Raw genomic sequence first — 24845 nt, 5'->3', positions numbered from 1 at the left:
CCATCCCTCATGGTGAGGAGCGCGCACTTGCGCGCGTCTCGAACCATGAGATGGCTAGGTTCCGAGCTCGCGCCCATCCTTCGAGACGCCGCTGCGCGGCTCCTCAGGATGAGGGCTGAGTGTGTGGCGTACGCTAAGCCATTTCTTTCGCGTCCCTGCGGCGATAGACCAGCAGCATGAACGGCGCGAGCAGACGCATCAGTCCGTGCGCTGCGATTGGCACCGGCTCGGAGAATGGCAGCGCCAATTCGCTCTCCGGCACGCCGCGCACCACCTTCGAGAATTCATCGCCGAGCGCCACCGACAGTGCGACGCCGCGGCCGTTGCAGCCGGTCCAGCCATAGGCATTCGGCCCGAGCTTGTGCATGCGCGGCAGGAAGTCGGTGGTCATGCCGACATAGCCGTTCCAGACATAGTCGAACTGGACATCGCCGATCTGTGGCCACAGCCGCTTCAGACGTTCCGCGACCATAACTTTCAGCCGCTCCGTCTTGTCGCCGAGCCCAACGACATTGCCGCCGGTGACGAGGCGATTGCGCGCGTCGTAGCGCGCGAAATAGAGCTCACCATGCGTGTCGGACATCGACTGCCGACCGGGGATGATGGTCTTGCGCGCCTCGTCCGACAGCGGCTGCGTCGCCATCTGCCATGACAGCACCGGCATGACTTCACTGGCGATGCCTGGTGAGAGCTGCTTGGAGAATTCGCCGGTATAGGCATTGGTGGCGACGACCAGGCTGCGCGCGCGAACCTCGCCGTTCTTCGTTCTGACGATCCAGCGATCACCCTTGCGCTCGTAATTCTCCACCGGCGAACGCGCATAGATGCGACCGCCCTGCTCCAGCACCACACGCGCAAGGCCGCGCGCCAGCGCCAGCGGATTGATATGGCCGCCGGTCTTGTTCCAGAAGCCGCCGAACCACGCGTCGGAGCCGAGCAGCCCGCGCATCTGCTCGCGTGACAGCAGCTCCACCGGCGCGCCGTGTTTCGACCACTGCCGCACGCGGCGCTCGGCGATCTTGATGCGGCCGGGCGAATGCACCGGCTGAATCCAGCCGTTTTGTTCGGCCTCGGCCTGGATCTGATAGCGGCGCGTGAGATCGAACAGGATCGAGGCGCTGTCGCGGATCAGACCGACGAGACGCTCGCCGGCGGCGCCGTAGCGCTTGATGATGTCTTCGGGATCGGGCCGCGACAGCGTCGGGATCACCTGGCCGTTATTGCGCCCCGACGCGCCCCAGCCCGGCTCCATCGCTTCGACGACAGCGACATCGACACCGGCTTCACGCAGATGCAGCGCCGTGGACAATCCGGTAAAGCCGCCGCCGATGACGACCACATCGGCTTCCACAAGGCCTTTCAGCTCGGGCAAGTCCGGCCCCGGAGGCGTGACGCCGGCCCACAGCGACTTCGGCCAGGGCACAGTTGCGGTATCCATCATCACGCCTTTCTGCAGCATCAATCATGCATTGCGCCGCGCAAACCGAACATAACCGTTCTCTTGCGGCACCCCTGCATTCTGCATAGTTTACGCACCTGATCCATTGCAAGGTAATGAGCACGTGACGCTGAAAAACATCGTTGGAATCGACCACGCCGTGGTCGTCGTCAAGGACCTCGACGCCGCCGCCGCGAACTGGAAGAGCCTCGGCTTTACGGTGTCGCCGCGTGGCACCCACAGCGCCAAGATGGGCTCCGGCAATTACACCATGATGCTCGGCCCGGACTATGTGGAGCTGCTCGGCGTGCTCAACGAGACCGAGCACAATGCGCCGACGCGGGCGTTCCTCGCCAAGCGCGGCGACGGCATCGAGCGCATCGCCTTCACCACCACCGACGCCGCCGTGGGCGCCGAGGAAATCCGCGCACGCGGCTACACGCCGATCGGCCCGACCGATTTCGAACGTCCGGTGACGATGCCGGACGGCAGCCTGAGCGCGGCGAAATTTGCCACCTATCAGTGGCCCTATGAAGAAGCGCCCGGTGGCCTCCGCATCTTCGCCTGCCAGCACAAGACCCGCGAGACGGTCTGGATTCCCGAGCTGCAGGTGCATGCCAACACGGCCAAGCGCCTGAAGAAGGTGTTCATCGTCACGCCGGAGCCGGAGAAGGACGCGCAGCATATGGCGAAGCTGATCGACGGCGCTGCGCGCAGCGAAGCCGATGGCACTGTCGTCGTGCCGTCAGGCGGCGACCGCGCGGACTTTGTATTCGTCACCAAGGACGTGCTTGCGAAGCACTTCCCCGGCACATCGCTGGCCGGCATTCCCGAGCGTGGCGGCATTTCGCTGGTGTTCGGCGTGGCTGATATTGCAGCGGCCGAGAAGGCCGTTGGATCAGCTGGCAGCCGCAGCGATGTCGGCGTCGTCGTGCCGCCGAGCAAGGGCAACGGTGTGTTGCTGGCGTTTGTGAAGGATTGAGAGGGCGCTGCCCCCTCCTCGTCATCCCCGGGCTTGACCCGGGGATCCATCTTTTTGAAGATGACGGGTGCGAAAGATGGATGGCCGGGTCAAGCCCGGCCATGACAGCGCAAAGCACGAGCGCCGTTGCTCATCGTTACTATCGCAACGATTAGGCCCGCACAGGCGCCTCACCCAAATCCCAGAACAACCCCGCCATGATGTTCAGCGCCTCCTCCGTCACCGGCAAGAGAATGTGTTCATCCGGCGCGTGCTGCGAGCAGCCGGGATAGGAATGCGGCACCCACACGGTGGGCAGGCCGAGAATATCCGTGAACACGTCATTCGGCAGCGAGCCGCCGAAATTCGGCAGCAGCGCCGGCGCGCTACCCGTGCTCTTGCGAACAGACTCGACGGCCCAGCCAACCCAGGGATTGTCGATATCGGTGCGTGAGGCCGAAAAATATTGCGACTGGCTCACCTTGATGTCGGCAAAACCGTTTGCGGCAAGGTGTTTCTCGATTGCCGGTACGACATTCTCGATGTCGGTGCCGACGACGAAGCGAAGCTGCAGCACCGCGCCGGCCTTGCCGGGAATGGCATTGGCGGGATTGTTGATATTGCCCGCATTGATCGCCAGTACTTCCAGCGTATTCCAGGCATAGAGCCGTTCCGCCGGCGACAATCCGTCTTCGCCCCAATTCTCCGACAGAGCCGGTTCATCAGCCGACGGCGCGACGATCACGTCAGCCAGAGCCGCACGGACCTGATTGGAAATGCGCGGCGGCTTCAGTGCGTCCAGCAGGATGCGGCCGTTCCTGTCGACCAGCGTCGCTATTGCCGAAGCGAGGATCGTCGCGGGATTGGCGAGCAGCCCGCCCCAGTTGCCGGAATGGTGCGCGCCGTCGCGCAGCTCGATATCGAGATGAATGCGGCGGCCGCCGCGACAGCCGAGAAAGATCGTCGGGCGCTCGGCCGACAGCCGCGGGCCGTCGGAGGCGAGAAACAGATCGGCCTTCAACGCATCGCGATGGGCTTCGCAGACTTTGGGAAGATCGGGGGAGCCGATTTCTTCGCCCATCTCGATGATGAACTTGGCATTGAAGCCGAGTTTGCCGCCGCGCGCTTCATGCACCGCGCGAAGAGCGGCGATGTTGATGGCATGCTGGCCCTTGTTGTCGGCGGTGCCGCGGCCATAGACGCGCTCGCCAACACTCGTGCAGCGCCACGGATCGAGCCCGTCGCGCCATTCGCCTTCCATGCCGGGGACCACATCGCCATGGCCATACATCAGCACGGTCGGCAGATCGTCGCTCTCATGATAGGTCGCGAGCAGATGGGGCCCGCGCCCCGATGGCGACGGGATGATGTCAGTCGTAAAGCCGAGCGCCGTGAAAGTCGGCGTCAGTTCCTGCTCGAGATAGGCGCGCAGATCGTCGGCGCGCTTGTCGCTCTGGCTCTCGGTCTTGTAGCCCACCATGCGATCGAGCGTGGCGAGGAAATCCCCCGACGTGAACTGCGCGTTGACCCGCGCGATGGCATCAATCCGTGTCATCTCAGAGCGATGCCATCACGGCTTCGGCCTCGGTCAGCAGCCGGTCGGCATTTGCCTCGGTGAAGACCAGCGGCGGACGAACCTTCAGCACATTGGCATGAGGGCCCGTCGCCGAGATCAGCACGCGGCGCGCGCGCAGGCCATTGACCACGGCAGATGCCGCGGCGGCATCCGACTCCTTGGTGCTGCGATCCTTTACGAGTTCGACGCCGACATAGAGGCCGGAGCCACGGACGTCACCGATCTGCTCGTATTTCTTCGCCAGTGCATGGAAGCCGTTGCGCAGGACCTTGCCGACCCGGAGCGAATTCTCGACCAGCTTCTCGTCGCGAATGACATTCAGCACCGCCTGCGCGGCCGCCATCGCCACCGTATTGCCACCGAATGTGTTGAAGTAGCGGTTGTCGCGGCCGAATTTCTCCACGATCTCCGGCAGCATCACGGCGGCAGCAACGGGGTAGCCATTGCCCATCGGCTTGCCCATGGTGATGATATCAGGCGTGATGCCGTGGCGCTGATAGCCCCAGAGCTTTTCACCGCTGCGGCCGAAGCCGGACTGCACTTCATCGGCGATGAAGACGCCGCCCGCCTTGTGCACGACATCGAGCACCGGCTTCAGCACGTCGGTCGGGTGCGAGAAGATGCCATCGGACGAGAACATGGAGTCCGCGATGAAGGCGGCGACACCGACGCCGCGGCGTTGCAGGTCAACGATCTGCTCGGACACCTTCTCGGCCATCCACGCGCCGATCTTTTCCGGCGCGATGCGATAGGAATCCGGTGCGGGCACGCGACGCACATAGGTGCCAAGCGGCGAATACGGCCCGAGCGACGGCGAGAAGCCCGCAGTCAGCTCCGAATTGCCGTGATAGGCTTCTTCGGTGATGATGATGCCCTGATTGCCGGTGTGATGCTTGGCCATGCGGACGGCGAGATCATTGGCTTCCGAGCCGGTGCAGGTGAACATCACATGCCGCTTCGGCCCGTCGAACGTGCCGAGCAGATCCTCGGCATAGTCGAGAATGCCCTTCTGGATATAGCGCGTATGGGTGCAGATGGTCTGCGCCTGCTGCGTGATCGCATCGACCACGCGCGGATGGCAGTGGCCGACCGACACCACATTGTTATAGGCGTCGAGATATTCGTTGCCCTCTGAATCATAGAGCAGCACGCCCTTGGCGCGCGCGACCTCGACGGGGTTGCTGTAGAACAACCGATAGGCCGGGCCGAGCAGATCGCTGCGTCGCGCGACGAGCTTGCGGCTCTCTTCGGTGAGGCCGGTTGCCGTGGCGGGGTCGAAGCCGTTGACCATCTTGCCGCGCGGGGCGCTGGTGACTGCGGTCATGTTGTTGTTTCCTCTGGAAGCAGGGTCGGATGTGGCAAAGATTATCTGGCGAAGTCCATCAACTGATCGGAGATCTCGTCCATCGAGCGGGCGATGAACCAGTCCATCTGCACCCAGGTCTGCTCATTGTTGCGCAGGACATAGGCGGCGACGGACGGCACCCGGTTGGCCATAGCCGTGGACAGCAGCAGGCGCGTCGCCAGACGCGAGAAGATCAGATGCGGAATGAGGCTCAGTTCTTCCGCCGTCAGATCGGCGATGGACAGATAGCCTTTGAGCAGATCGCGGCCATCGGCAAAGACATCGCCGTCCATCGCGACGGGCAACTGATTGAGCATCGCTGTCGAGGCGTCGATGGCAATCGCGGTGCGGACCGTGTCGCCGAAATCGATGATGCCGCTGACGAAACCCGGCAGCGACGCATCGACGACAATGTTGGAGCGGGTGAAATCATTGTGCAGCACCTGCATGCGGCACTGTTTGAGCCGGGTTTCGATGGCGGCAAAACGCTCGAGCGCCGCCTCGACCTTGCGGCGCTGGTCGGCATCGGTGATTTCCGCCAGCAGGTCGCGCAGCGTGAGCAGGTTCTTGACGTCCCATGCGACGACCCGGGAGTCTGACGGATGGCTGAAATCCGCCAGTGCGAGACGGAGTCGCGCCAGCAATTTGCCGATCTCGGCCCGTCCCGACTCCGTGGACGGCACCTCACTCAGGGGCTGGCCTTCGAGATAGGACATCATCCGCACCTGCCGGTTCTGGCCGGCACGATCCACATAATTGAAATGCCGTTCACCCTTGTCGTTGGGGATGACACGCGGCACCGGCAGATCGGGCGCACGCGCCGCGACGTGATCGAGCACCTGCACCTGCAGATCAATCTCGGGGATATCCTCGATGGGGTTCGCAACCTTCAGGATAAAGCGCGGCCCGCTTGCCGGCGCGATCCGGAAGGTGTCGTCCTTCTCGGTTGCAAAGCGCGTCGGACGGCCTTCGATGCCAAAACGCTCGCGGGCGAGATCGACGGCCTCATCATCCGTCATGTTTATATACGATGCCGCGAGTCCGCCCTGCATTGCACCCGGACGCGCGGAAGGCTCAAATGTCACCTGAACTGATCCATCTCGATTCGGAATCCGGCACGTCGCGGCCGGTACGCGCGACCATAGCAACGCTGTTCCCGCTTGTCAGGGTGTCCGCGCGAATGCGGGCATTTTCGACGAACTAAGCCCGCATTTTCTGCCTTTGCTGCCCATTTGGGCACGGATTTCGCAGAAGCCACGTCGCATACGCGCCGCATCCATCCATGCGACACCATCTACGCTATGGCGCTGGCCGGCCGGCGATGCAGCAGGCAACGACGTAAGCGCCGTTGCGGTGGCCTTGGCTATTTGCCCTTGACGACACCTGGCCGCACATCGCTGATCGGCACACAGCTCTTCTTGCGACGCTGGTTGTTCGGCGCACCTTGCACCTTCAGCACCTTGCCCGCCGAACACGAACCGTTGTCGACGAACACGGTCGCATACGGATCCATCATCAAAGGTTCGAAGGAGAGAAATTTTTGCGCGAAACACGGCTGGGCGACGGCCGTCAGGAACAGTCCAAGTAAAATAGTACGCACGACGATTATCTCACATAGATGACAAGACCGCCGATGATCACCAGGGCCGCGATAGCAAGAACATGGGCGCATGCGATCGAAACCGCCTCGACGGCGGAACCGACCTTCTGCCTGAGCTTCGACTCCTTGAATCGGAGCATAGGCATGCGAGACGCCACTTGCGCCTTGAAACGAGAGTCAGTCAATGAGCAGTCCCCAAATGCCGGCGCAAGATGTGTCCCACTCTGCCGACGAGCAAAGACTTGCGGTCAAATGAGGCGACAGTGAGTCAGGGTAACAGCCGACAATGATCACCGGGATTCGTCGGTCAGTTGGATTCCATGATCCATGCCCTGCCCGCTTGCGCGACGGACGGCGCAACATCGCGGCCGCAGAACTCCGCAGCGCGCTCGAATTGTTCCTGAATTTCCGATGTTACCACCCCATTTGCGGCATCGAGTTCCCGCAGCGAGATGGTCGATGTGAAGGTTCCGGCAAAACAGCTGCAGAACTTTTTGGAATCGCTCGAAGGTTTATTCGGCCGCTTGCGAAAGTGATTCGAACAGCTTGTTTCCAGATTGTTCGCCATCTGATCGATTTCGTTCGCATAGATCGGGGACGCGATCACGGCGGCAAGTGCCAGTATAAATGTAGTTTGTCTCATAGTGCGATCATAACCTCGGTACTCCAGCAACGCATCGTCACTCTGTCGTCATCCTCATGTTCCATGGGAGAAAGCTCGTGCTCACGCGCCTGTGTTCGGTATTCCGACATTCGGGGTTGAATTGTTGCAATTGTGACGGTTGAACAAATGAGCCGCATTGGCGATGTTCGCGGATGGGGCGGATGCCGAAAGTGATTGTGATTCTGCGATCTGCGGTCTGAGCGCCGCATTATTCGCTTATTCAATGGGTTCTCTGCTACGCGACGATCTCGGCATTTCCAGCAGACATGTCAGGTCGATAACGCTACACTGTCCGGGATTGATTGCGCTGTTGCTTGCGCTCGAATTCCTGAGCACCAACTGGACCACGCCGTTGCAGGATAGCGGCATGCCCCATAGGGACGCCTTCATGGACAAGATCGCTCCGCATAAAGTCACGAAGGCCGATATCGTCTTCTCCGTCGGCCGCGGCCTCGTGATGGCCGCAGCCATCATCGGCGCCACATATTTCCTTGGAAGCTGGTATCTCGGCGGCAGCGACCTGGAATCGATCTACCAGACTGAAAGCTATAACGACGCCTCCACGACGCCGCGAAGCGAACATGCGACTGCGCCCGGCACAACGGAGGAAGCGACGCAGTAAAACACTGCGCGCCTCCTCGCATCTGCGCAGATGCGCTGGCTAGTAAGCCACTGCTTGCGGCCGCCCGACGCCGCTATAGAGAAATCCGTTCCGCGTCACTTCATCCGGCGAATAGATGTTGCGGAGATCGATGATCACCGGACAGGCCATGATCGCCGCCATCTCCTTCAGATCGAGCGCGCGGAACTGCTCCCATTCGGTGACGATGACCATGGCGTGACACCCGCGGGCGCATTCATAGGGCCCCTCGCAAAAGGTGACATTCTCGAACACCTTCTTCGCCTGCTCCATGCCCACGGGATCATAGACCCGCACCTCGGCGCCCATATCCTGCAGCGCCGTGATCAACGGGATCGACGGCGCGTCGCGCATGTCGTCGGTATTCGGCTTGAAGGTCACACCGAGAATGGCGATGGACTTGCCGCGCAGATTGCCGCCGAAGGCATGCGCCACCTTGCGTGCCATGGCGCGCTTGCGCTGGTCGTTGACGGCAACCACGGTCTCGACGATGCGCAGCGGCGCTTCGTAATCCTGGCCCGTCTTGATCAGTGCCAGCGTGTCCTTCGGAAAACACGAGCCGCCATAGCCCGGTCCGGCGTGCAGGAACTTCAGGCCGATCCGGTTGTCGAGGCCGATGCCCCGCGCGACTTCCTGCACATTGGCGCCCACCTTCTCGGCGAGATCGGCGATCTCGTTGATGAAGGCGACTTTCGTGGCCAGGAATGAATTGGCGGCGTATTTGGTCAGTTCGGCCGTGCGGCGATCCGTATACATGATCGGCGACGAGTTAAGATGCAGCGGCCGGTAGACTTCGGCCATCACGTCCTTGGCACGCTGGTCGCTGGAACCGATGACGATACGGTCGGGATGTTTGAAGTCTCTGATAGCCGCGCCTTCGCGCAGGAACTCCGGATTCGAGACCACGGCGAATTCCGCCTCCGGGTTCTCCTCGCGAATGATGCGCTCGACCTCGTCGCCGGAACCGACCGGCACCGTCGACTTGTTGACCACCACGGTGAACTTCTTGATGGCCTTCGCGATCTCGCGCGCCGCTGCATAGACATAGGACAGGTCCGCATGACCGTCACCACGCCGCGATGGCGTGCCGACGGCGATGAACACCACCTCGGCCGCACCGACAGCAGATGTGACATCGGTAACGAATTTGAGACGTCCCTGCTTGGCATTGCTCGCGACCAGCGCATCGAGACCAGGCTCATGGATCGGAATCTCACCGTTGTTCAGCGCATCGATCTTTCCCTGATCCGTATCGACGCAGGTGACGTGATGGCCGAAGTCCGAAAAGCACGCCCCCGACACGAGCCCCACATAGCCAGCGCCAATCATGGCAATTCGCATTGCATGTCCTGTCTTGTAAACAGTCCGCGGTCAGAACGACCCGGACATCCCCCGAGAATTCCGCATGCGCCTCAGCTGTTGAGGATCAACTCGCCGTCGAGATGCTGCGGAAAGAAAAAGAAGTTGTTGACGTAAGCTTGCCCGGGTTTACGGCCACCATTGGGCAACAGCGCATCGGCGTCCTGCATTTCCCCGGCGTTGAAATGATCGATGGAGATCACCTCGTCGTCCTGGAGGAAGAAGCCGCGATAGGATTTGTCGCGAAAGAAATCGAACACCGAGCGCGTCGCCTCGGCACGGTGGCGATCCTCAGCCTCGACAAGGAAGACCGGCTGGCACCGGTCGATCAGGCCGACGGCTCCGTGCAAGACGCTCAACTCGTGCCCCTCGACGTCTACCTTCACGAAGGACACGTCCTCGCGCACGACACCATCGAGACGCGCCAATGGAACATGCGTCGTGATCAGTTGCTTCACCGACGGCTCATATTGTTGTTCGAGCGATGCCCGCCCGTAAACAAGGCCATCCTCGCCTTGCGGTGTGTAAAGCTCGGCATCGCCTTCATGATCCGAGAGAGCCACTTCATGGATGCGGACATTGGACGCGGAGGTGCGCCGAAGCAGATCGGCCATCTCATGCGACGGCTCGAATGCATGGACCTGACCGGACAGCCGCGCCAGTTGCTGGGTGTAGAGACCGCAATTGGCGCCGACATCCACCGTGACAGCCCCCTGCGGCACGATCTTGTCGAGATAGGCCAGTTCACGCTCCGCCGATTTGGGACGCTTCAGGAAGCGCCAGCGCAAATACATCGACGGGAAAGCGTCTTTCAGGAGCTGCTTGGTCCGTTGCGTCGCCGTCATGGCTGTCACCCTTCGTTCGAGGCTGGTTTCAAGGCAAAACAATTCCAGGCGCCGGACGGAGGTCCGCCAGCGCAATGTCTGCAATGTGTGGTGTGATCGATGCCGCCGCTCAATCGGTCGGGGGCATCAGAAGGCATTACCGGAGAGGAATTCGCGCCGGACGGTTTGCACAATGATCATGATGTCCATACGCATCGACCATTTCTCGATATATTCGAGGTCGTAATCGATGCGCGAGATCGCCCGTGGCGCCTCCACGGTGCTGCCCCGGCAGCCGCTCACCTGGGCCAGACCGGTGATGCCGGGCCGTGCGCTGTGACGCGTAAAGTAATACGGCACGAGATCTTCATAGAGCACGTTGGCGGCCAGCATGCCCGGTACATGGGGCCGCGGCCCAACCAGAGACATATCGCCCTTGAGCACGTTGATAAGCTGCGGAATTTCGTCGAGGCTGGTCTTGCGCAGCAGCTTGCCGATCCGCGTCACCCGGGCGTCGCCTTCGACCGTCTGCTGAATGCCGCGCTTGTCGCCGGCATCGGTGCGCATCGAGCGGAATTTGTAGATCTTGAAGAAGCGGTTGCGGTAGCCGTAGCGATACTGGGTGAAGAACACCGGTCCCGGCGAGGTCGCCTTGATAATGATTGCGATGGTGATCAGCAGCGGCGCGAGAAACAGCAGGGCTGAGCCCGCGGCCGCAATGTCGAACAATCGCTTGGCAATCGATTCCGACGGCTCGCACCGGGCAACCTGGTTCGTCCGGCGGCTGCGATAGGCGCTGTTGCGATAGGACCCGTGGCCGGCAAACTCGACCGGCCGCACTGAAATGAACTGCCGCTCCTTCCAGAGCGGCGTCACCTTGTTGCGATCAAAACCAACTGAAACTGTAGAGGCCATGCTCTCGCTCCCTGCTGGAACTTTGGTGCGCGATAATCGAACAGAAACATGCCTATGTGGCAGGCATGCGAATTCAGAACCCTTCCCTTCGACGAACATTCGCAATTGCGAAACCATCTTCGTCGATCAGCAAGAACCTTCATCACTGAAGATTTCTTAACTGTGCGAACGAATTAGGGCGGCAAAACGGTATTGGCGTGTAACATTACGCAGTCGCAATATTGATATAATTGTGCGGCGCGCAAAATTCGTTGTGCACGGAAGCGCTTAGATCGTTTTGTCCGTCTATTGCGCTGCATCACGCTCACAGCAGCCATGCAAAATAATTACACGACGCAGATCGATGAATTGCATCGCGTCGCTTCGAGATCGGGTGCATGATCTTCGCAATTAACAAATAGCCACCAAGCGGCAATCGATTCGAGCTTGATTTTTCACTCGATACTAAAGCGCGCCCTTTATGTTGCGCACTGAGACTGCTCACTCCGCCAGATATTTCGGCATCGCCATGGTCGCTCGACGAACACCTCAGATGACTACAGGGGACATTTCATTTCCCCCGCGCGCGATTGCCGTGGATAAGGCCGCGATCTCCAGCCCTGTGGACAGTTCTGCCAGCGATGTGCACAACGCATCCGGCCGCAAACTGCGAAACAGACTTCTTCTTATCAATGCGGCCGTCTGGGTCGCTGTGATCGTCGCCGTTCGCATCATTTTCTTCTGAGCTCATCGCTATCCCCAAAGCTTTATGAGTCCCAAGGCGTTGCGCGGCCGATTGAATTTGACCGCGACGGTTCCCTGATCGTAGCTTGCGCGCAATGCCGCGCTCCCTCTCCAGGTCAGATTCGAACAAGGCGGCACTGCCGCCCGATACGCGCATCTATGCCATCGGTGATATTCACGGACGCGCCGACCTGCTGCAGGAAACCATCGCGCGCATCGATGAGGACATCCGACGTCGCCCGATCACCTATGCGGCGGAAGTCTATATCGGCGATTACATCGATCGTGGCGCGGATTCGAAAGGTGTGATCGATTTGCTGGCAGTCCGCATGGTGCACAACCATGCAATCTGCCTACGCGGCAATCACGAAGCCATCATGGAAGACTTCCTGGAGGATGCCAGCGTGCTTGAGCACTGGCGCCAACTGGGCGGACTTCAGACTCTCGCGTCCTATGGCGTTTCTCCATCGCGCACGGCAACGGCGCGCGATGTACAGAACGCCTTTCGCGCCGCATTCCCTCCGGCGCACGACGCTTTCTTGCGTTGCCTGCGGAACAATATCAGATGCGGCGACTTTTTGTTCGTTCACGCGGGCATTCGTCCCAATGTACCGCTGTCATCTCAAGATCCACATGATCTGATGTGGATCAGGGACGAGTTTTTGGATTCCAAGCGCGATCATGGCGTCTATGTGGTGCACGGACACACACCGGTTCCCCATGCAGATATTAGAGATAACCGTGTGAATATTGACACAGGTGCGTGGCGCAGCGGCATCCTCACGTGCATTGCCATCGAAGGCACAGAGATTCTGGTTCTCTAAGAAGACATTAGTACGCAATCTGCGCACTCTCTGAGTACGCCACATTCTTTCGCCGTTTTTTGCCGGACACTCTCGCGCAATTGTCGTCTGCATCAATTGTCATCGAATTGATGCAGATGATCACATTGATGTTGTGTTGGGGGTCTACCATGTTGCGAACGAACCGATGCGCCGGCATTTTGATAGTACCGGTGCTTTCATTTTTCCTTGCTGGCGTCGCTCCGTCGATCTCGCTCGCACAGGACCAGCGGGTTTCTGCGGCTTCGCCGTCAGGCACCTATCTTCTTGGACCAACTGACAGGATTCGTCTGAAGGTCTATGGCGAAGCTGATATCACCGGTGAATATGAAGTCGACAGCAACGGATTTGTATCGATTCCCCTTGCGGGCCACGTGAAGGCCGCTGGACTGACCACACGGCAATTAGAGAAGGGCATCTCCTCCGCGTTGGCCAAGGGAATCGTGCGAGACCCACGCGTGAATGTGGAAATCGCGCTGTATCGCCCCTTCTATATCCTCGGCGAAGTGAAGAAGAGCGGCGAATACCCTTATCGCATGGGCCTGACCGTGATGGACGCCGTCGCAACTGCCGGTGGATTCACCTATCGCGCCAATGAGAACAAAGTGTATTTGCGGCGATCGGGCTCAACGGTCGAAGAGACCTATGCGCTCGATTCGCCAGTCCTGGTATTTCCCGGCGACAATGTGCGTGTCCCAGAACGATACTTCTGAACTCATCATTTTTGATTTTGTCTGATGTGTAGTGACCGATGCGCGCCTTCATGTCGCGCGTCGCCATAGTCTCGACTTTTTGCGGTGCGTATTCTTGTGCAGTGCGACGAACTTTACTTCGTACTTCGCATTGTGGGCAGCAAAGAGAAGGGCGTTTCATCAGACGAGTGTTGAGTGCGCTAGTGGGGGCGCGACATTCATCACGGGCTTGCTGAGTTTGTAAGCGCCGGGATGAATTTCTAAGCGGCAATCAAGTCTCGACGACAATTCGATAGCGGAGGAATGCATGTCCTTCGCAAGGGATGAGTGATGAAATGTACGTTTGTATCAGCAGGATCGGATGCGATCGGCGAAGGACCGGAGGGGCTGCGGCCGATTCCCGTCACGCGCCGCGCTCTCCGTATCGCGCCATGGCCGGTCACGGCGATTCTGCTTGGTATTGCATCACCCGCCAATGCTCAGGCGATCCCGGCAACCAGCGACGAACTCGCGCCGCCCTGGAATGCGCAACGGATTTTCGAACCGTCCGCGCTGCCCGATCTGGTCGACCGGGATAACCGCGAAGCAGTAGCGCCAGAGGACATGCCAGTAAAAAAGCGACAGCAACCTGGTTATGAACCCGTCGGCATCCGCCAGGGATCCTGGATGTTCAATCCGTCGCTGATGACGGGCGCGCTCTATGACAGCAATGTGTTTGCCTCGAACACCCAGAAGCGCGGTGACGTCGCGGCAGTGATCGAACCCAGCCTGCGTGCGCACACGCTGTGGGAACGACACGGCATCGACATCAAGCTCAATTCACGAACCACGGCCTATAATGAAAACTCGAGCCTCGACCAGACCGATGTGAGCCTGAAGGGCGCCGGCTGGATCGATATCGCCAACGATATGGTCGTGCTGGGCAGTTTCCAGATCGCGCATCTCAATGAGGGTGTGGGTTCGCTGAGTTCGCCTTCCAATGCCGTGACACCGACGCCTTATAATCTGATGTCCGGCGACCTGACCGTCCGCAAGGAATTCAACCGGCTGGCGACATCGATTGGCGCACGCGTCGACTCGTACGATTACGGCACGGCGCGCGCGCAGGATGGCAGTCTGATCGACCAGAGCAGCCGCGACGGCCAGATCTATGCGCTTCACGGCCGTGTCGATTATGCGTTCTCGCCTGTGCTCGGCTGGTTCGGCGGCGTCGAAGGCAACCAGCGCAACATCCGCGGCGTGCCCGGCCAGACGCTGGACTCCACCGGCTATCGCGCATTGTCCGGCTTGACCGTCGGTTTCGGCAATCTGCTCCGCGGCGAGTTCGGCGGCGGCTATGTCGAACAGCGCTTCGACAATCCTCTGATCGGCACCGTCGACGGACCGTCCTATCGCGCCAAGCTCACATGGAGCCCGACGCGATTGATGGACATCCACGTCAAGGCCGAACAACTGGTCACGCAGACATCCGATACCAGCTCGACCGGCGTGCTGGCCAATGCGGTGCAGGTCGGCGTCGACTACGAACTGCGTCGCAACGTCATCCTGTCGCTGGCGGGCGCCTATGAGATCGATCGCTTCTTCGGCCAGGCCCGCAAGGACCGCGTGACCACGACCAATGCCAGCGTGAAGTATTTGATGAACCGCTTCAGCGCGATCTCGGCCTATCACCGCTACACATCGCGCGACAGCGATATACCCACCTTCAGTTACGACAAACACCAGGTAGGGCTCAATGTTACAGCGCAATTTTGATCAGCCTTATCCGGCGGCACCGGAACCGGTTCCGACCGCCGTTGCCGGTTGGCAGGCGCCGACCGTCGATCTCCGGGAAATGGCGCGCATCCTGCGCCGGCGCTGGCGAGCGGTCGTGCTGCCCGCCGCCGTGCTCGGTGGTATCGCCCTCGCTTATGTGGCGACGGCGACCACACTCTATACTGCGAACTCCACCGTACTGGTCGATCCCCGGCGCGCCAATGTGGTCGAAACCAATCAATCGGTGCTGACCAATTTCGGCACGGACGATGCGACCATCGAAAGCCAGACGCTGCTGATCCAGTCGCTGACCATTCTGCAGCGTGTGGTCGACAAGTTGAAGCTGACGCAGGATCTCGAGTTCATGCCAAAGCCCGGCCTGCTCGATCCGATCCGCAATCTGTTCCGCAGCAGCAGCCCGGTCGATGGTGTGAGCCCCGAAGACGCCGCGCGTGCATACTCTATATATCTGCTCCAGCGCCGCATGAAGGTGACACGACAAGGCACGACATTCCTGGTCGATATCGCCGTCAGCTCGGAATCGCCGCAGAAAGCCGCGACCATCGCCAATGCGGTGGCTGACGCCTATTTCGAGGAACAGGTCCGCGCCAAATTCGACGCGACGCGCATCGCAGCCAAATGGCTCGGCGGCCAGATCGATGCGCTGAAGAACCGCGTCGTCACCTCCGAACAGGCCGTCGCGGACTATCGTTCCGCCAATAACCTCGCGGTCTCGCAGGGCGTGACGGTCAACGACCAGCAGATCACCGATCTCAACAGCAAGCTGATTGCTGCCCGGGTGCAGACCGCCGAGGCGCGTGCCAAGTTCGATCAGGTGCAACAATTGGCGAAAACCGGCGGCGATGCCGGCGGGCTCAATGCCGCCGTCTCCTCGGAGATGGTGACCAAGCTGCGCGCGCAATATGCCGATATCGCCAAGAACGAAGCCGACCTGACCAGCAAATATGGTCCGCGGCATCCGCAGGTCGCCAATGTGCGGGCACAGCTCAAGGACACGCAGCGGCTGATCAACGAGGAAATCGGGCGCATCGTGCAGGGCACGGCGCATGATTATGACGTTGCGAAATCGCGCGAGGCGTCGCTGCAGGACAGTTTCGACAAGCTGCAGGGCGTCTCCAGCACGTCCGGTCAGGCCGTGGTCCGGCTGCATGAGCTGCAGCGCGAGGCCGAGGCCAACCGCACGCTCTATGAGTCATATCTGGCGCGCTCGAAGGAGACGACGGCGCAGGAAAGCCTGGAGATGCCGGACTCCCGCATCGTCAGCTTTGCCAGCATCCCGCTCAAGCCTTCCGCGCCGAAGACGATGCTTATTCTAGGCTTTGCGATCCTGCTCGGCCTCGGCGGCGGCACGGTGCTGGCATTCCTGACCGACTATCTCGACGGGCGGATCAAGACGTTGGAACAGGCCGAAGAGATATCGGGCGTTCCCGCGCTGGCCGCTCTACCCTCGATCAGCAGTCGCGAACTCGCCGGGCGTGCCAAACGCGGCCGCACCGAACTCGGCAATTACGATCCGCGCACCATGCGGCTGCTGCCGGCTGCATTGCAGCCACCACTGATGCGCTATGCCATCGAGGAGCCCGGCACATTCTTCGCCGAAGCGATTCGCGCGGTGCGTCTGGCGATTCAGCGTGCGCGCAAGATCGACACGGTCAAGGTCGTGCTGGTGACATCGGGCCTCGAAAGCGAAGGCAAGACAACCTTCGCCGGCAATCTCGCACTGTCCTTCGCCACGCTGGGCATCAAGACACTCCTGATCGACGGCGATCTGCGCAATCCCGGTCTGACCCGCGCCGTCAGCCCCAATGCCGATGCCGGCCTCCTGCAGGTGGCGACCGGCGAAGTGTCGCTGGAGCGCGCCATCCTGCTCGATCGCAGCACCGGCCTCTCGATCCTGCCCTCGCCCGCTATCAAGGATGTCGATGCCATCACCGAGTTGATGTTCTCCGAGCAGATCGTCGAAATCCTCGACCGCCTGAAGTCACATTATGAACTGATCATCATCGACTCGCCGCCGCTGATTCCGCTGGTCGACGGCCGCGCGCTGGCCGAACTCGCCGACCGAATTTTGCTGGCCATGGCCTGGAATCAGACACCGCGCGAAGTCGTCGCCCACACGATGGAGCTGCTGGCTCCGGTGCATGATCGCATTCTCGGCACCGTGCTGACCCAGGTCGATCTCAGCAAGATCCGCTTCTACGACTATTATCGCAGCTCGGCCTATCTGAAGCCCTATGGCGTCGCCGCCGCCAGTGCGGGAGCTGCGCGTTGACATTGGCCCGGACCGCGCCGCTCAGGCTGCATCGCAACGGCGCCGTCGCCGCGGCGGGCTCGCGTGCACGCGTTCCGCAACGACGCCAGATCGTCAACACCGCCCAACTCATTAATTTAATGATCGTCAGCGTGCTGCTGGGCGCCATCGTCGCGATTTTCACACTGTCGGGCGGCGTTCTGACTAATCTCAAGATTCACTATCTGACACCCGGCGGCAATTTTCTCGAGAAATTGCATCCCGGCACCTATGCGACATTCATCGCGACGCTTTTGCTGCTGATGCGCGACGGTGACCCGATTGGTGAGATCAACCGTGCCTTCACGGACGCCAAGCTTTTGCTGGTGCATCTGTTCTGCTGGTTTGTCCTGCTGATCCAGATGTTCGTGCTGGAACGCCCGTTCACGGTCATCATCGACACGTTCCTGCTGCCGGTCCTGCTGTGCCTGCTGATTTGGCGGCTCACGCCGGCGCAGCGGCGGCCGCTGGTCTGGGCCATCCATGCGACGCTGCTGCTCAACATCCTGATTGGTTATTACGAATATTTTTCCGGCCATCGCATCATTCCGCTGACACTCGGCAGCGTGCTGGTGGTCGGTGAATGGCGCTCGGCTGCGCTCCTCGGCCATCCGCTGACGGCCTCGGGCATCGTCGGCGCCTATATCATGGCGCTGGTGCTGCGACCGGCCATCTGCCCGCCGATCATGATCCGCGTGCCATTGATCGCCTTCAGTCTGGGCTCGCTGATGGCCTTCGGCGGCCGCACCGCGCTGATGACGGTATTGCTCGTGTTGGCTTGCCTCGGTCTGCTTGAGACCATCCGGCTGATCCGCGGCAAGCGCGTGCCGCTGCTGTTCGCCGTCGGCGCAATCTGCTTTCTTTTTGCGGCGGCAGGCGTCGTGTTTGCTGCGCTCTATCTCGGCATCTTCGACAAGATGCTGCTGCGCTTCTCATCGGATAAAGGCAGCGCCCTGGCTCGCTTTGCGACCTTCGACATGCTCAATCATTTCCAGTGGAGCGAACTGATCCTCGGACCCAATCCGGTTCGCGTGAACGCGCTGCAGTCGCAGCTCGGTTTGAATTATGGCATCGAGAATTTCTGGGTGTCCTGCATCGTGCAATTCGGCCTGATCCACACCATCCTGATCACGCTCGGCCTGACCTGCTTCTTCATCGAACTGCTGCGCCGGTCGGACCGCGCAGCCTTCGCCATCTTGCTGCTGATACTGATGATTGCGGCAAGTTCGGTGAGCTTCTCGTCGAAGAACATCCAGCTCGCGCAGCTCGTTCTACTCATCGCGCTGCTGTTGCCGCGCGAACGCGCGCCGGCCGTGGCGCCACCCCGCCATGTCCATCAACGTCCGCCGATGGCCGCCCCGCATGTCCGCGCCGTCCCCCGGGATCAGGAGTTTGCATGACTATCTATGTCGATCACACCCATCTCGGACGCCATGTGACCGGACTCGAACGGATCACGCTGGAGCTGTTCTCGGAACAGGCGCTGGCGCCGCTCGATGTCGTGCCCATCACCTCGCGCGGCACCGGCCAGATGGTGGCGACACAGACTTTCGGTCTGCCGATGCGCCTGGCGTCTCCCTCGTCGTTCCTGCTCTGCCCCGGTTTTCCGCCAAGCCCGCTGCTGCGGATGTTTTCATCACGCGTGCTGCCCTATATGCACGACGACTTCCTGCTGACGCGACAGGCCGATCTCAATGCCCGCGCGCGACTCTATATGGCGACACCCTTCAAGATCGCGCTCAAAAACTATCCGCGCTTCCTGACCAATTCGCGTGACACCCAGCGCAAGCTGGCCGAACATTGTCGCCCGGACGCCGAGATCACGCTGTATCGCCCGCCGGTGCGCAACGTGTTCAAGCTGGAATCCGCCGAGCGCGCCGAGCGCGAGCCCGAGACGTCGCCGCTGCGCGTCGTGGCCCTCGGCACCGTGGAGCCACGCAAGAACTTCATCGCCGCGGCCAATATCGTACGTGAATTGCGCCAGCACGGTTTTCCCGGCGCCACCCTCGACATCGTTGGCCGCAAGGGCTGGGGCGATGACTGGAAGACACTGGAACGCATGTCATGCGTGACCCTGCATGGCTATCAGTCGTCCGAGAACGTGGCGCGCATTCTCAATGAGGCCGATATTTTCCTGTGCACCTCGCATGATGAAGGTCTGGGCTTGCCACTGCTCGAAGCCCAATATGCCGGCCTGCCGATCGTGGCGCCGAATGCGCCCGTCTTCCATGAAGTTCTGGGCACATCCGGCATCTTCATCGATCCGTCGGACCACGGCACCGCAGCGTCGCAGATCGGCGGGGCCATCGCGGCTTCGCAGTGGCGCAGGCAATATGTTGCGGCAGCGACCGAGAACCTCGCGCGCTGGAACGCGCTGGCAGCGAGCGACCACGACATCGTCATCGACCTGATCGCCGAACTCGCTGGCGGACAGCTGGCCGGCCGTCGTTCGGCGGCGAAGCCCAACGTCGCGCATTAGGACCGTGACGCCGGCACCCATGCCGGATCGGGGCCGCGCTTGGTCCATTCAACAGGGATATGGCTTCTTGCAGGATATCGACACCAGCACACGACATCTGGACGGGCTGCGCATCGTTGCGGCCAGCGCCGTCGTGATCCTGCACTATTCGGATTACATCAAGGAACTGCCAATTGGTCGCTTCATGGTGGACCACACCTGGCACTTCAATCTGTTCGTCGACCTGTTCTTCGTCATCTCCGGCTTCGTCATTGCCAGCCAGTATCTGGCGAAAGTTGGCTCACCCGCCGCGGTCGGCCGCTTCCTGTGGCGGCGCCTCGCGCGGATCTATCCGCTGCATCTGGCAACGCTGGCTTTCTATATCGTGATCGCACTGGCGCTTCATGCCGGCATCGCCAAGACCGACAACCCGGCGCGCTATCCCTTCTCCGATCTTCCGGCGCAGTTCCTGCTGCTGCACGCCATCGATGGCGACCGGTTGACCTTCAATTTTCCGAGCTGGTCGCTGTCGGCTGAGTTCTTCTGCTACGTGCTGTTTCCGCTGATGGTGCTGACGATCGCGCGGAGCAGGACGGTGATTGTGGCCCTCGTTGTGCTGCCGCTGCTGGCCAACAGCATCTATGCCGTTGCCATGGGCACCGAGCCCTGGCCGGACTGGATCAATAGGGGCGGCGCCTTCCGCGCTTTACCTGCCTTCAATCTCGGCATCGCGTGCTGGCTGTTTCGCGACCGGATTGCGCGGCTTCCGGCGATGCCGGGCCTACTGACCACGGCCCTCGTCCTGTTCCTCATCTTCGGCGCGCAGCTTCCGATCATGGCAGCGCTCGCAGTCATCTATCTCATCGCTGCACTCGCCATCCATCACGACCTCTCCAGCCAGACCACCCTGTTCTCGCGCCTTGGCTTTGAGCGCTGGTCGTCGCTGACCTATTCCTCTTACATGCTGCATATTCCAGTCGCGACCGTCGTCCTCACGCTGGCGGCACGCTTCCTTGCCCCCGTCATTCCCGGCGGCAAGCTCGCCCTGGTGCCGCTGGCCATCGCCGTTCTTGCCGCCGCCAGCATTCTGTCCCTGCGCTATTTCGAGACGCCCATGCGGCGCGCTCTCAATGAGGCTTATGATCGCCATTTCAGCACGCGAATTGCCGCGGCGACGGTGCCAAGGCAGACGTGAACTGATGGTCAATGCAACGCAGATAATGTCCGGGACGGCGCGGCCGCTGGCTCAAACGAGGACGGCCAGCCGGGACGTGGCCATCGACAGCATGCGCGGCCTCGCCATTCTGATGGTGATCGGCATCCATTCGCTGCAGCAACCGCTCGATGCATCGTGGAAGACCATGCTCGATGCGGCGTTGCGTCCCTGTGTGCCGATCTTCCTGTTCGCATCCGGCTATCTGACCGCTCTGTCGGGCCGCGTTCCACTCGGCAAGCGCGTCATGGCCGCATTGATCCCCTACGCCATCGCTTTCGCTGCGGCCTATCTCTACATGGCGCTGCAGAACCCGGCGATGGATCACCGCCCAACGACAACGGCTGCCCGCTTCGTGCTCGCTTACGTGTTCGTGTATTATTATGTCTTCGTTTATCTCGGCTGTACGCTCATGCTCTGGCTGACCCTGTGGTTTGCTCATCGTGAGCCGACCCAAGCCAATGAGCGACTGCGCCTCGTCCTGATGCTCGCCCTCGCCTTCGGCCTGATCATCGGCAGCTACGTCGATCCCCTGCTGATCCAGCGCGGACTGTCCGATGGGCTGATCGAGGAAGTGCGCATGCGCGATATCCCATTCTGGTTCAGCTTCGTGGCCCTGGGAATGCTGGTCGCCGGATCGACGGCGCGGCTGGCCCTTCCGCGGATGCGCCTGACACTCACTGCCGCGGCACTGCTGGCCTATGTGATCTATGCGGCAGCGAGACTGCTCAAGATCGGCGACGCCGCCGATTATGATTCGATGGCGTTCTTCGGCTATGCCGCAGCGCTCTGCATCCTGTTGCTCGCACTCGGCATCCGCGCGCCGGTCCTGGCCATGCTCGGGTCCGGCAGCTACTTCATCTATCTCTGGCATATTTTCATTGTCATGGCCTTGCGCGATCATGGCGGACTGCGCCAGTTCGGCCCGGTTGCGGGGACATTTCTGATGTATGCCATCACCGTCGCCTTGAGCCTTGTCGCGTTGCTCGCCGTGCAACGATGGGCGCCGCCGCGCGCGGCCCGCTGGCTCGGAGCCTGACCATGCTACTGAAGCGCACGATCCTTTATCTTCCGGCCCAGATCGTCGGGCCGATGTTCCAGCTGATCGCGATGATCGTGTGGACCCATGTGGTCAACGAGCATACGCTGGGTGTGATCACGCTGATCACGGCAACGCATGAGCTGCTGCAGATCGCGTTCCTCGCCTGGTGGTCGCAATATGCGCTGCGTTTCTTCGGTCGCTATCAGGATGGCGAACAGGCCGAACGCTTCTATCGCACCGAGAATGTCGTCATTCTTGTTTCGCTGGTGCTGCAGAGCGCCGCCGTGATCGGCGTGCTCTATACGGTCATCGCGACTGACACCAACCCGGCGCTGCTCGGAGCGACCGTCGCTTACGTCATCAGCCGCTCGCTCAATCTCTATATCGCCGAACGCGCCCGGGTCCGGCACCAGATCGGCGTCTACTCGATCCAGCAGATCGTCGGACCGTCGATCGGCTTCATTCTTGGCCTGATACTCATCAAGCTGATCGGCCCATCGCCGGAATGGCCGCTGCTGGGCTATGCCGCCGCGCAGCTCTTTGCCGCTTTGGTCGTCCTGCCCCACATCGGCTACAGCCGCCGCCTGTGGCCGATCGATCGCGAGATCATTCGCCATGCGGTGAGCTATGGCATTCCGCTGATCATCGGCGGCGCGCTGGGCTGGGTCGGCCTCAATGCGTCGCGCTTTATCGTCAACGACATGCTCGGCGTCGCCGCCGCTGGTCTTTTTGCCGTCGGTTATGGTCTGGGCCAGCGCGCCGCGGCAGTGGCTGCGATGCTGGTGACGGCCGCGGCGTTCCCGCTGGCGGTCAAGAGCATGGAGCAAGGCGGCAGCAAGGCTGCGATGCGCCAGCTTGCCGACAACAGTGCACTGCTCATCGGCATTCTGGCGCCAAGCATTGCGGGCATCTTCCTGCTACGGGCCGAGATCGTGCACCTGCTGATCGCCACGCCGTTTCAACAGGTGACGCTGGCAATTCTGCCTCTCTCGGCCCTGGCCGGTTCGATCCGCAACATCCGTGCCCATTTCGGCGATCAGGTGTTTCTCCTGCACAGCAAGACACAGCTGATGATCGTGGTCTCCAGCATCGACGCGCTGGTGACGATCGTGGCGAGCTTCATCTGTATCCACTATTGGGGACTCGTCGGTGCGGCCGGCGCGACAGTGCTCTCCGCCATTGCCGCAGCGCTGGTCAGTTTCATCATCGGTTTTTCGAAATTCGGCCTGACCCTGCCCTGGGCGCATCTCGCCCGCATCGTCCTCGCAACCGGGGCCATGGCGGCACTGCTGACGCAACTGCCCGAAGCGCCCAACCATGTCTTACTGGCAGCACATGTCGCCGCAGGCGCGGCGATCTACGTGTTGGTCCTTGCCATCCTTTACGGGCCGACGTTGCTTCGGATGCTGCGCCGGCAACCGCAACTCTCGGAGCTCTAATGTCGTGAAATCGTCACGACCGTTTGGCGGTCTCCAGCGCACGGGCCATTGCGTACCACAGCGGCTTTTTTTGCATGTTCTCATCGAACGGCAGCGGCCGTGGCAGTCGTTCTGCGAGAGGATTCTTCTTTCTCGCGGCGTCCGTATAGAATGAATAGTGATCGGACAGCTGCCACGCGATCACGGCCTTGACCGCCGGGACCTGTAGCACCGTCTCGAGGAATTTCCCGCCGGTCTCCGCGATCATCTTGTCGCGCGTGGCTACATCATCCGGGAACGTGTCGTCGCGGACATCGAATTCGGTGATGTAGATGTCGACCTTGCGTTCGGCGAGCGCGTGGACGAATTCCAGAAACCGCTGGGGATCATGCGGATAGCGCGGCTGCAAGTGGCCCTGCAGGCCGACCACATCGAGCCGGACGCCGGCATGCTGCAATTCATCGACCAGACGCAACAGTCCGGTGCGCACCGCGAGACCAACATCGTCATCGCGTTCCGCCTGTGCCTCATTGAGCACAAGTTTAGTCTTCTTATCCACAGCACCGGCCCGTGCGAAGGCACGCCTGACATAATCAGTGCCAAAGGCATCGTACCACGGGCCAAGGCGATAGCCGCCGGGTGCCTTGTGACCGGGCCAGAACGGCTCATTCACGACGTCCCAAGACTGCAATTGGCCGGCATAGCGCCCGGCGACTTCATCGATATAACTATCGAAGAAGGCCTGTCGCTCGGAATTGCTCATGGACTTGATCCATTGCGGAACCCATTCGTTCCAGATCAGACAATGACCGCGCATGGGAATGCGATTGCTCGCACAAAATTGTAGCAATCGATCGGCGCTCTCGAATCGCTTCGGGCCAGCCATTGGCGCAAGCGTGCCCATTTTCAGAGCGATGTCCGTCGTTATAATTTTCGTCTGTGTTGTGTAAAGCTCACGATATCCGACATCCTTGTCGATCACCGGCCCCGCAGCCGCGCCAAACATCAAACCATTTTTTGCCGCAATTGTACCAAGGCTCTGCATTTGAGTCGCGCCGAGTGCATGTTG

Annotated in this window: 22 protein-coding genes; 11 read left to right on the top strand and 11 right to left on the bottom strand. The window is 60.9% G+C overall.

Annotated elements, in window-relative coordinates; all coding sequences use genetic code 11:
* Positions 1 to 133: 133 nt before the first annotated feature.
* Positions 134 to 1438 carry an NAD(P)/FAD-dependent oxidoreductase gene (locus AB7828_RS28695; protein ID WP_441232335.1) on the bottom strand — a complete coding sequence of 435 codons (1305 nt, stop codon included), beginning with the start codon at positions 1436 to 1438 and terminating at the stop codon, positions 134 to 136.
* 124 nt (positions 1439 to 1562) lie between these two features.
* On the opposite strand from AB7828_RS28695, the gene AB7828_RS28690 reads away from it, so the two are divergent.
* Positions 1563 to 2420 carry a VOC family protein gene (locus tag AB7828_RS28690; protein ID WP_441231834.1) on the top strand — a complete coding sequence of 286 codons (858 nt, stop codon included), beginning with the start codon at positions 1563 to 1565 and terminating at the stop codon, positions 2418 to 2420.
* A 151-nt stretch (positions 2421 to 2571) separates the two neighbouring features.
* On the opposite strand, the gene AB7828_RS28685 is transcribed toward AB7828_RS28690, so the two are convergent.
* From AB7828_RS28685 to AB7828_RS28660, 6 genes are all read right to left on the bottom strand, one after another.
* Positions 2572 to 3954, bottom strand: a complete 1383-nt coding sequence (locus tag AB7828_RS28685; protein ID WP_439082873.1) for a M20 family metallopeptidase — start codon at positions 3952 to 3954, stop codon at positions 2572 to 2574.
* A gap of 1 nt (position 3955) precedes the next feature.
* Entirely contained in the window at positions 3956 to 5299 is a 1344-nt protein-coding gene (locus tag AB7828_RS28680; RefSeq protein WP_439089092.1) for an aspartate aminotransferase family protein, read from the bottom strand.
* A gap of 41 nt (positions 5300 to 5340) precedes the next feature.
* A complete protein-coding gene (locus AB7828_RS28675) occupies positions 5341 to 6339 on the bottom strand; it encodes a phosphotransferase (RefSeq protein WP_439082875.1) in 999 nt (332 codons plus the stop codon).
* A gap of 344 nt (positions 6340 to 6683) precedes the next feature.
* Complete coding sequence (locus AB7828_RS28670; protein WP_231077788.1) at positions 6684 to 6920, bottom strand: DUF6719 family protein; 237 nt, start codon at positions 6918 to 6920, stop codon at positions 6684 to 6686.
* Positions 6921 to 6925: 5 nt separating this feature from the next.
* Positions 6926 to 7066, bottom strand: coding sequence for a hypothetical protein (locus tag AB7828_RS28665; protein ID WP_158596770.1), 141 nt, complete (start codon positions 7064 to 7066; stop codon positions 6926 to 6928).
* 161 nt (positions 7067 to 7227) lie between these two features.
* Positions 7228 to 7488 carry a hypothetical protein gene (locus AB7828_RS28660; RefSeq protein ID WP_141137206.1) on the bottom strand — a complete coding sequence of 87 codons (261 nt, stop codon included), beginning with the start codon at positions 7486 to 7488 and terminating at the stop codon, positions 7228 to 7230.
* A 406-nt stretch (positions 7489 to 7894) separates the two neighbouring features.
* Here AB7828_RS28660 and AB7828_RS28655 point away from each other — a divergent pair, with 406 nt between their 5' ends.
* Complete coding sequence (locus AB7828_RS28655) at positions 7895 to 8206, top strand: hypothetical protein (RefSeq protein WP_441231833.1); 312 nt, start codon at positions 7895 to 7897, stop codon at positions 8204 to 8206.
* Positions 8207 to 8245: 39 nt separating this feature from the next.
* On the opposite strand, the gene AB7828_RS28650 is transcribed toward AB7828_RS28655, so the two are convergent.
* From AB7828_RS28650 to AB7828_RS28640, 3 genes are all read right to left on the bottom strand, one after another.
* A complete protein-coding gene (locus AB7828_RS28650) occupies positions 8246 to 9565 on the bottom strand; it encodes a UDP-glucose dehydrogenase family protein (RefSeq protein WP_093759182.1) in 1320 nt (439 codons plus the stop codon).
* A gap of 71 nt (positions 9566 to 9636) precedes the next feature.
* The gene (locus AB7828_RS28645) at positions 9637 to 10428 is read right to left on the bottom strand and encodes an FkbM family methyltransferase (protein WP_089268058.1); all 792 of its coding nucleotides are present in this window, start codon (positions 10426 to 10428) and stop codon (positions 9637 to 9639) included.
* A 126-nt stretch (positions 10429 to 10554) separates the two neighbouring features.
* On the bottom strand, positions 10555 to 11322 hold the full coding sequence (locus AB7828_RS28640; protein ID WP_068738572.1) for a sugar transferase: 768 nt from the start codon (positions 11320 to 11322) through the stop codon (positions 10555 to 10557).
* 818 nt (positions 11323 to 12140) lie between these two features.
* On the opposite strand from AB7828_RS28640, the gene AB7828_RS28635 reads away from it, so the two are divergent.
* The 9 genes from AB7828_RS28635 (at position 12141) to AB7828_RS28595 (ending at position 23797) form a co-directional block, all read left to right on the top strand.
* A complete protein-coding gene (locus tag AB7828_RS28635; RefSeq protein ID WP_089268102.1) occupies positions 12141 to 12869 on the top strand; it encodes a metallophosphoesterase in 729 nt (242 codons plus the stop codon).
* A 116-nt stretch (positions 12870 to 12985) separates the two neighbouring features.
* Positions 12986 to 13600 (top strand): polysaccharide biosynthesis/export family protein, encoded by a 615-nt coding sequence (locus AB7828_RS28630; protein ID WP_441231832.1) that lies wholly within the window; start codon positions 12986 to 12988, stop codon positions 13598 to 13600.
* A 309-nt stretch (positions 13601 to 13909) separates the two neighbouring features.
* Entirely contained in the window at positions 13910 to 15334 is a 1425-nt protein-coding gene (locus tag AB7828_RS28625; protein ID WP_175366891.1) for an outer membrane beta-barrel protein, read from the top strand.
* Complete coding sequence (locus AB7828_RS28620; protein WP_120288781.1) at positions 15315 to 17627, top strand: GumC family protein; 2313 nt, start codon at positions 15315 to 15317, stop codon at positions 17625 to 17627. The genes AB7828_RS28625 and AB7828_RS28620 overlap by 20 nt, the downstream gene beginning before the upstream one ends.
* Positions 17624 to 19045, top strand: a complete 1422-nt coding sequence (locus AB7828_RS28615) for a VpsF family polysaccharide biosynthesis protein (RefSeq protein WP_441231831.1) — start codon at positions 17624 to 17626, stop codon at positions 19043 to 19045. The genes AB7828_RS28620 and AB7828_RS28615 overlap by 4 nt, the downstream gene beginning before the upstream one ends.
* Positions 19042 to 20124: a glycosyltransferase family 4 protein gene (locus tag AB7828_RS28610; protein WP_441231830.1), complete on the top strand. Its 1083-nt coding sequence runs from the start codon at positions 19042 to 19044 to the stop codon at positions 20122 to 20124. The genes AB7828_RS28615 and AB7828_RS28610 overlap by 4 nt, the downstream gene beginning before the upstream one ends.
* 67 nt (positions 20125 to 20191) lie before the next feature.
* A complete protein-coding gene (locus AB7828_RS28605) occupies positions 20192 to 21298 on the top strand; it encodes an acyltransferase family protein (RefSeq protein ID WP_441231829.1) in 1107 nt (368 codons plus the stop codon).
* Positions 21299 to 21374: 76 nt separating this feature from the next.
* Positions 21375 to 22355, top strand: a complete 981-nt coding sequence (locus tag AB7828_RS28600; protein ID WP_441231828.1) for an acyltransferase family protein — start codon at positions 21375 to 21377, stop codon at positions 22353 to 22355.
* A gap of 2 nt (positions 22356 to 22357) precedes the next feature.
* Positions 22358 to 23797, top strand: coding sequence for an oligosaccharide flippase family protein (locus tag AB7828_RS28595; RefSeq protein WP_441231827.1), 1440 nt, complete (start codon positions 22358 to 22360; stop codon positions 23795 to 23797).
* A gap of 13 nt (positions 23798 to 23810) precedes the next feature.
* Here AB7828_RS28595 and AB7828_RS28590 read toward each other — a convergent pair whose 3' ends face one another.
* Positions 23811 to 24782: an endo-1,4-beta-xylanase gene (locus tag AB7828_RS28590; RefSeq protein WP_441232334.1), complete on the bottom strand. Its 972-nt coding sequence runs from the start codon at positions 24780 to 24782 to the stop codon at positions 23811 to 23813.
* Positions 24783 to 24845 lie beyond the last annotated feature (63 nt).

Source organism: Tardiphaga sp. 215_C5_N2_1 (assembly GCF_052076055.1).
In the GTDB taxonomy this organism is placed as follows: Bacteria; Pseudomonadota; Alphaproteobacteria; order Rhizobiales; family Xanthobacteraceae; genus Tardiphaga; species Tardiphaga robiniae.
Note: the sequence above shows the minus strand (reverse complement) of the source record. Positions and strands in the feature narration are given on the sequence as shown.

What these genes read in the sequence shown, in the direction of transcription:
- AB7828_RS28695 (WP_441232335.1), bottom strand. Translation starts at nt 1,438, where the DNA reads ATGGATACCGCAACTGTGCCCTGGCCGAAGTCGCTGTGGGCCGGCGTC.
- AB7828_RS28685 (WP_439082873.1), bottom strand. Translation starts at nt 3,954, where the DNA reads ATGACACGGATTGATGCCATCGCGCGGGTCAACGCGCAGTTCACGTCG.
- AB7828_RS28680 (WP_439089092.1), bottom strand. Translation starts at nt 5,299, where the DNA reads ATGACCGCAGTCACCAGCGCCCCGCGCGGCAAGATGGTCAACGGCTTC.
- AB7828_RS28675 (WP_439082875.1), bottom strand. Translation starts at nt 6,339, where the DNA reads ATGACGGATGATGAGGCCGTCGATCTCGCCCGCGAGCGTTTTGGCATC.
- AB7828_RS28665 (WP_158596770.1), bottom strand. Translation starts at nt 7,066, where the DNA reads ATGCCTATGCTCCGATTCAAGGAGTCGAAGCTCAGGCAGAAGGTCGGT.
- AB7828_RS28660 (WP_141137206.1), bottom strand. Translation starts at nt 7,488, where the DNA reads ATGGCGAACAATCTGGAAACAAGCTGTTCGAATCACTTTCGCAAGCGG.
- AB7828_RS28650 (WP_093759182.1), bottom strand. Translation starts at nt 9,565, where the DNA reads ATGCGAATTGCCATGATTGGCGCTGGCTATGTGGGGCTCGTGTCGGGG.
- AB7828_RS28645 (WP_089268058.1), bottom strand. Translation starts at nt 10,428, where the DNA reads ATGACGGCGACGCAACGGACCAAGCAGCTCCTGAAAGACGCTTTCCCG.
- AB7828_RS28640 (WP_068738572.1), bottom strand. Translation starts at nt 11,322, where the DNA reads ATGGCCTCTACAGTTTCAGTTGGTTTTGATCGCAACAAGGTGACGCCG.
- AB7828_RS28635 (WP_089268102.1), top strand. Translation starts at nt 12,141, where the DNA reads ATGCCGCGCTCCCTCTCCAGGTCAGATTCGAACAAGGCGGCACTGCCG.
- AB7828_RS28630 (WP_441231832.1), top strand. Translation starts at nt 12,986, where the DNA reads ATGATCACATTGATGTTGTGTTGGGGGTCTACCATGTTGCGAACGAAC.
- AB7828_RS28625 (WP_175366891.1), top strand. Translation starts at nt 13,910, where the DNA reads ATGAAATGTACGTTTGTATCAGCAGGATCGGATGCGATCGGCGAAGGA.
- AB7828_RS28620 (WP_120288781.1), top strand. Translation starts at nt 15,315, where the DNA reads ATGTTACAGCGCAATTTTGATCAGCCTTATCCGGCGGCACCGGAACCG.
- AB7828_RS28610 (WP_441231830.1), top strand. Translation starts at nt 19,042, where the DNA reads ATGACTATCTATGTCGATCACACCCATCTCGGACGCCATGTGACCGGA.
- AB7828_RS28595 (WP_441231827.1), top strand. Translation starts at nt 22,358, where the DNA reads ATGCTACTGAAGCGCACGATCCTTTATCTTCCGGCCCAGATCGTCGGG.
- AB7828_RS28590 (WP_441232334.1), bottom strand. Translation starts at nt 24,782, where the DNA reads ATGTTTGGCGCGGCTGCGGGGCCGGTGATCGACAAGGATGTCGGATAT.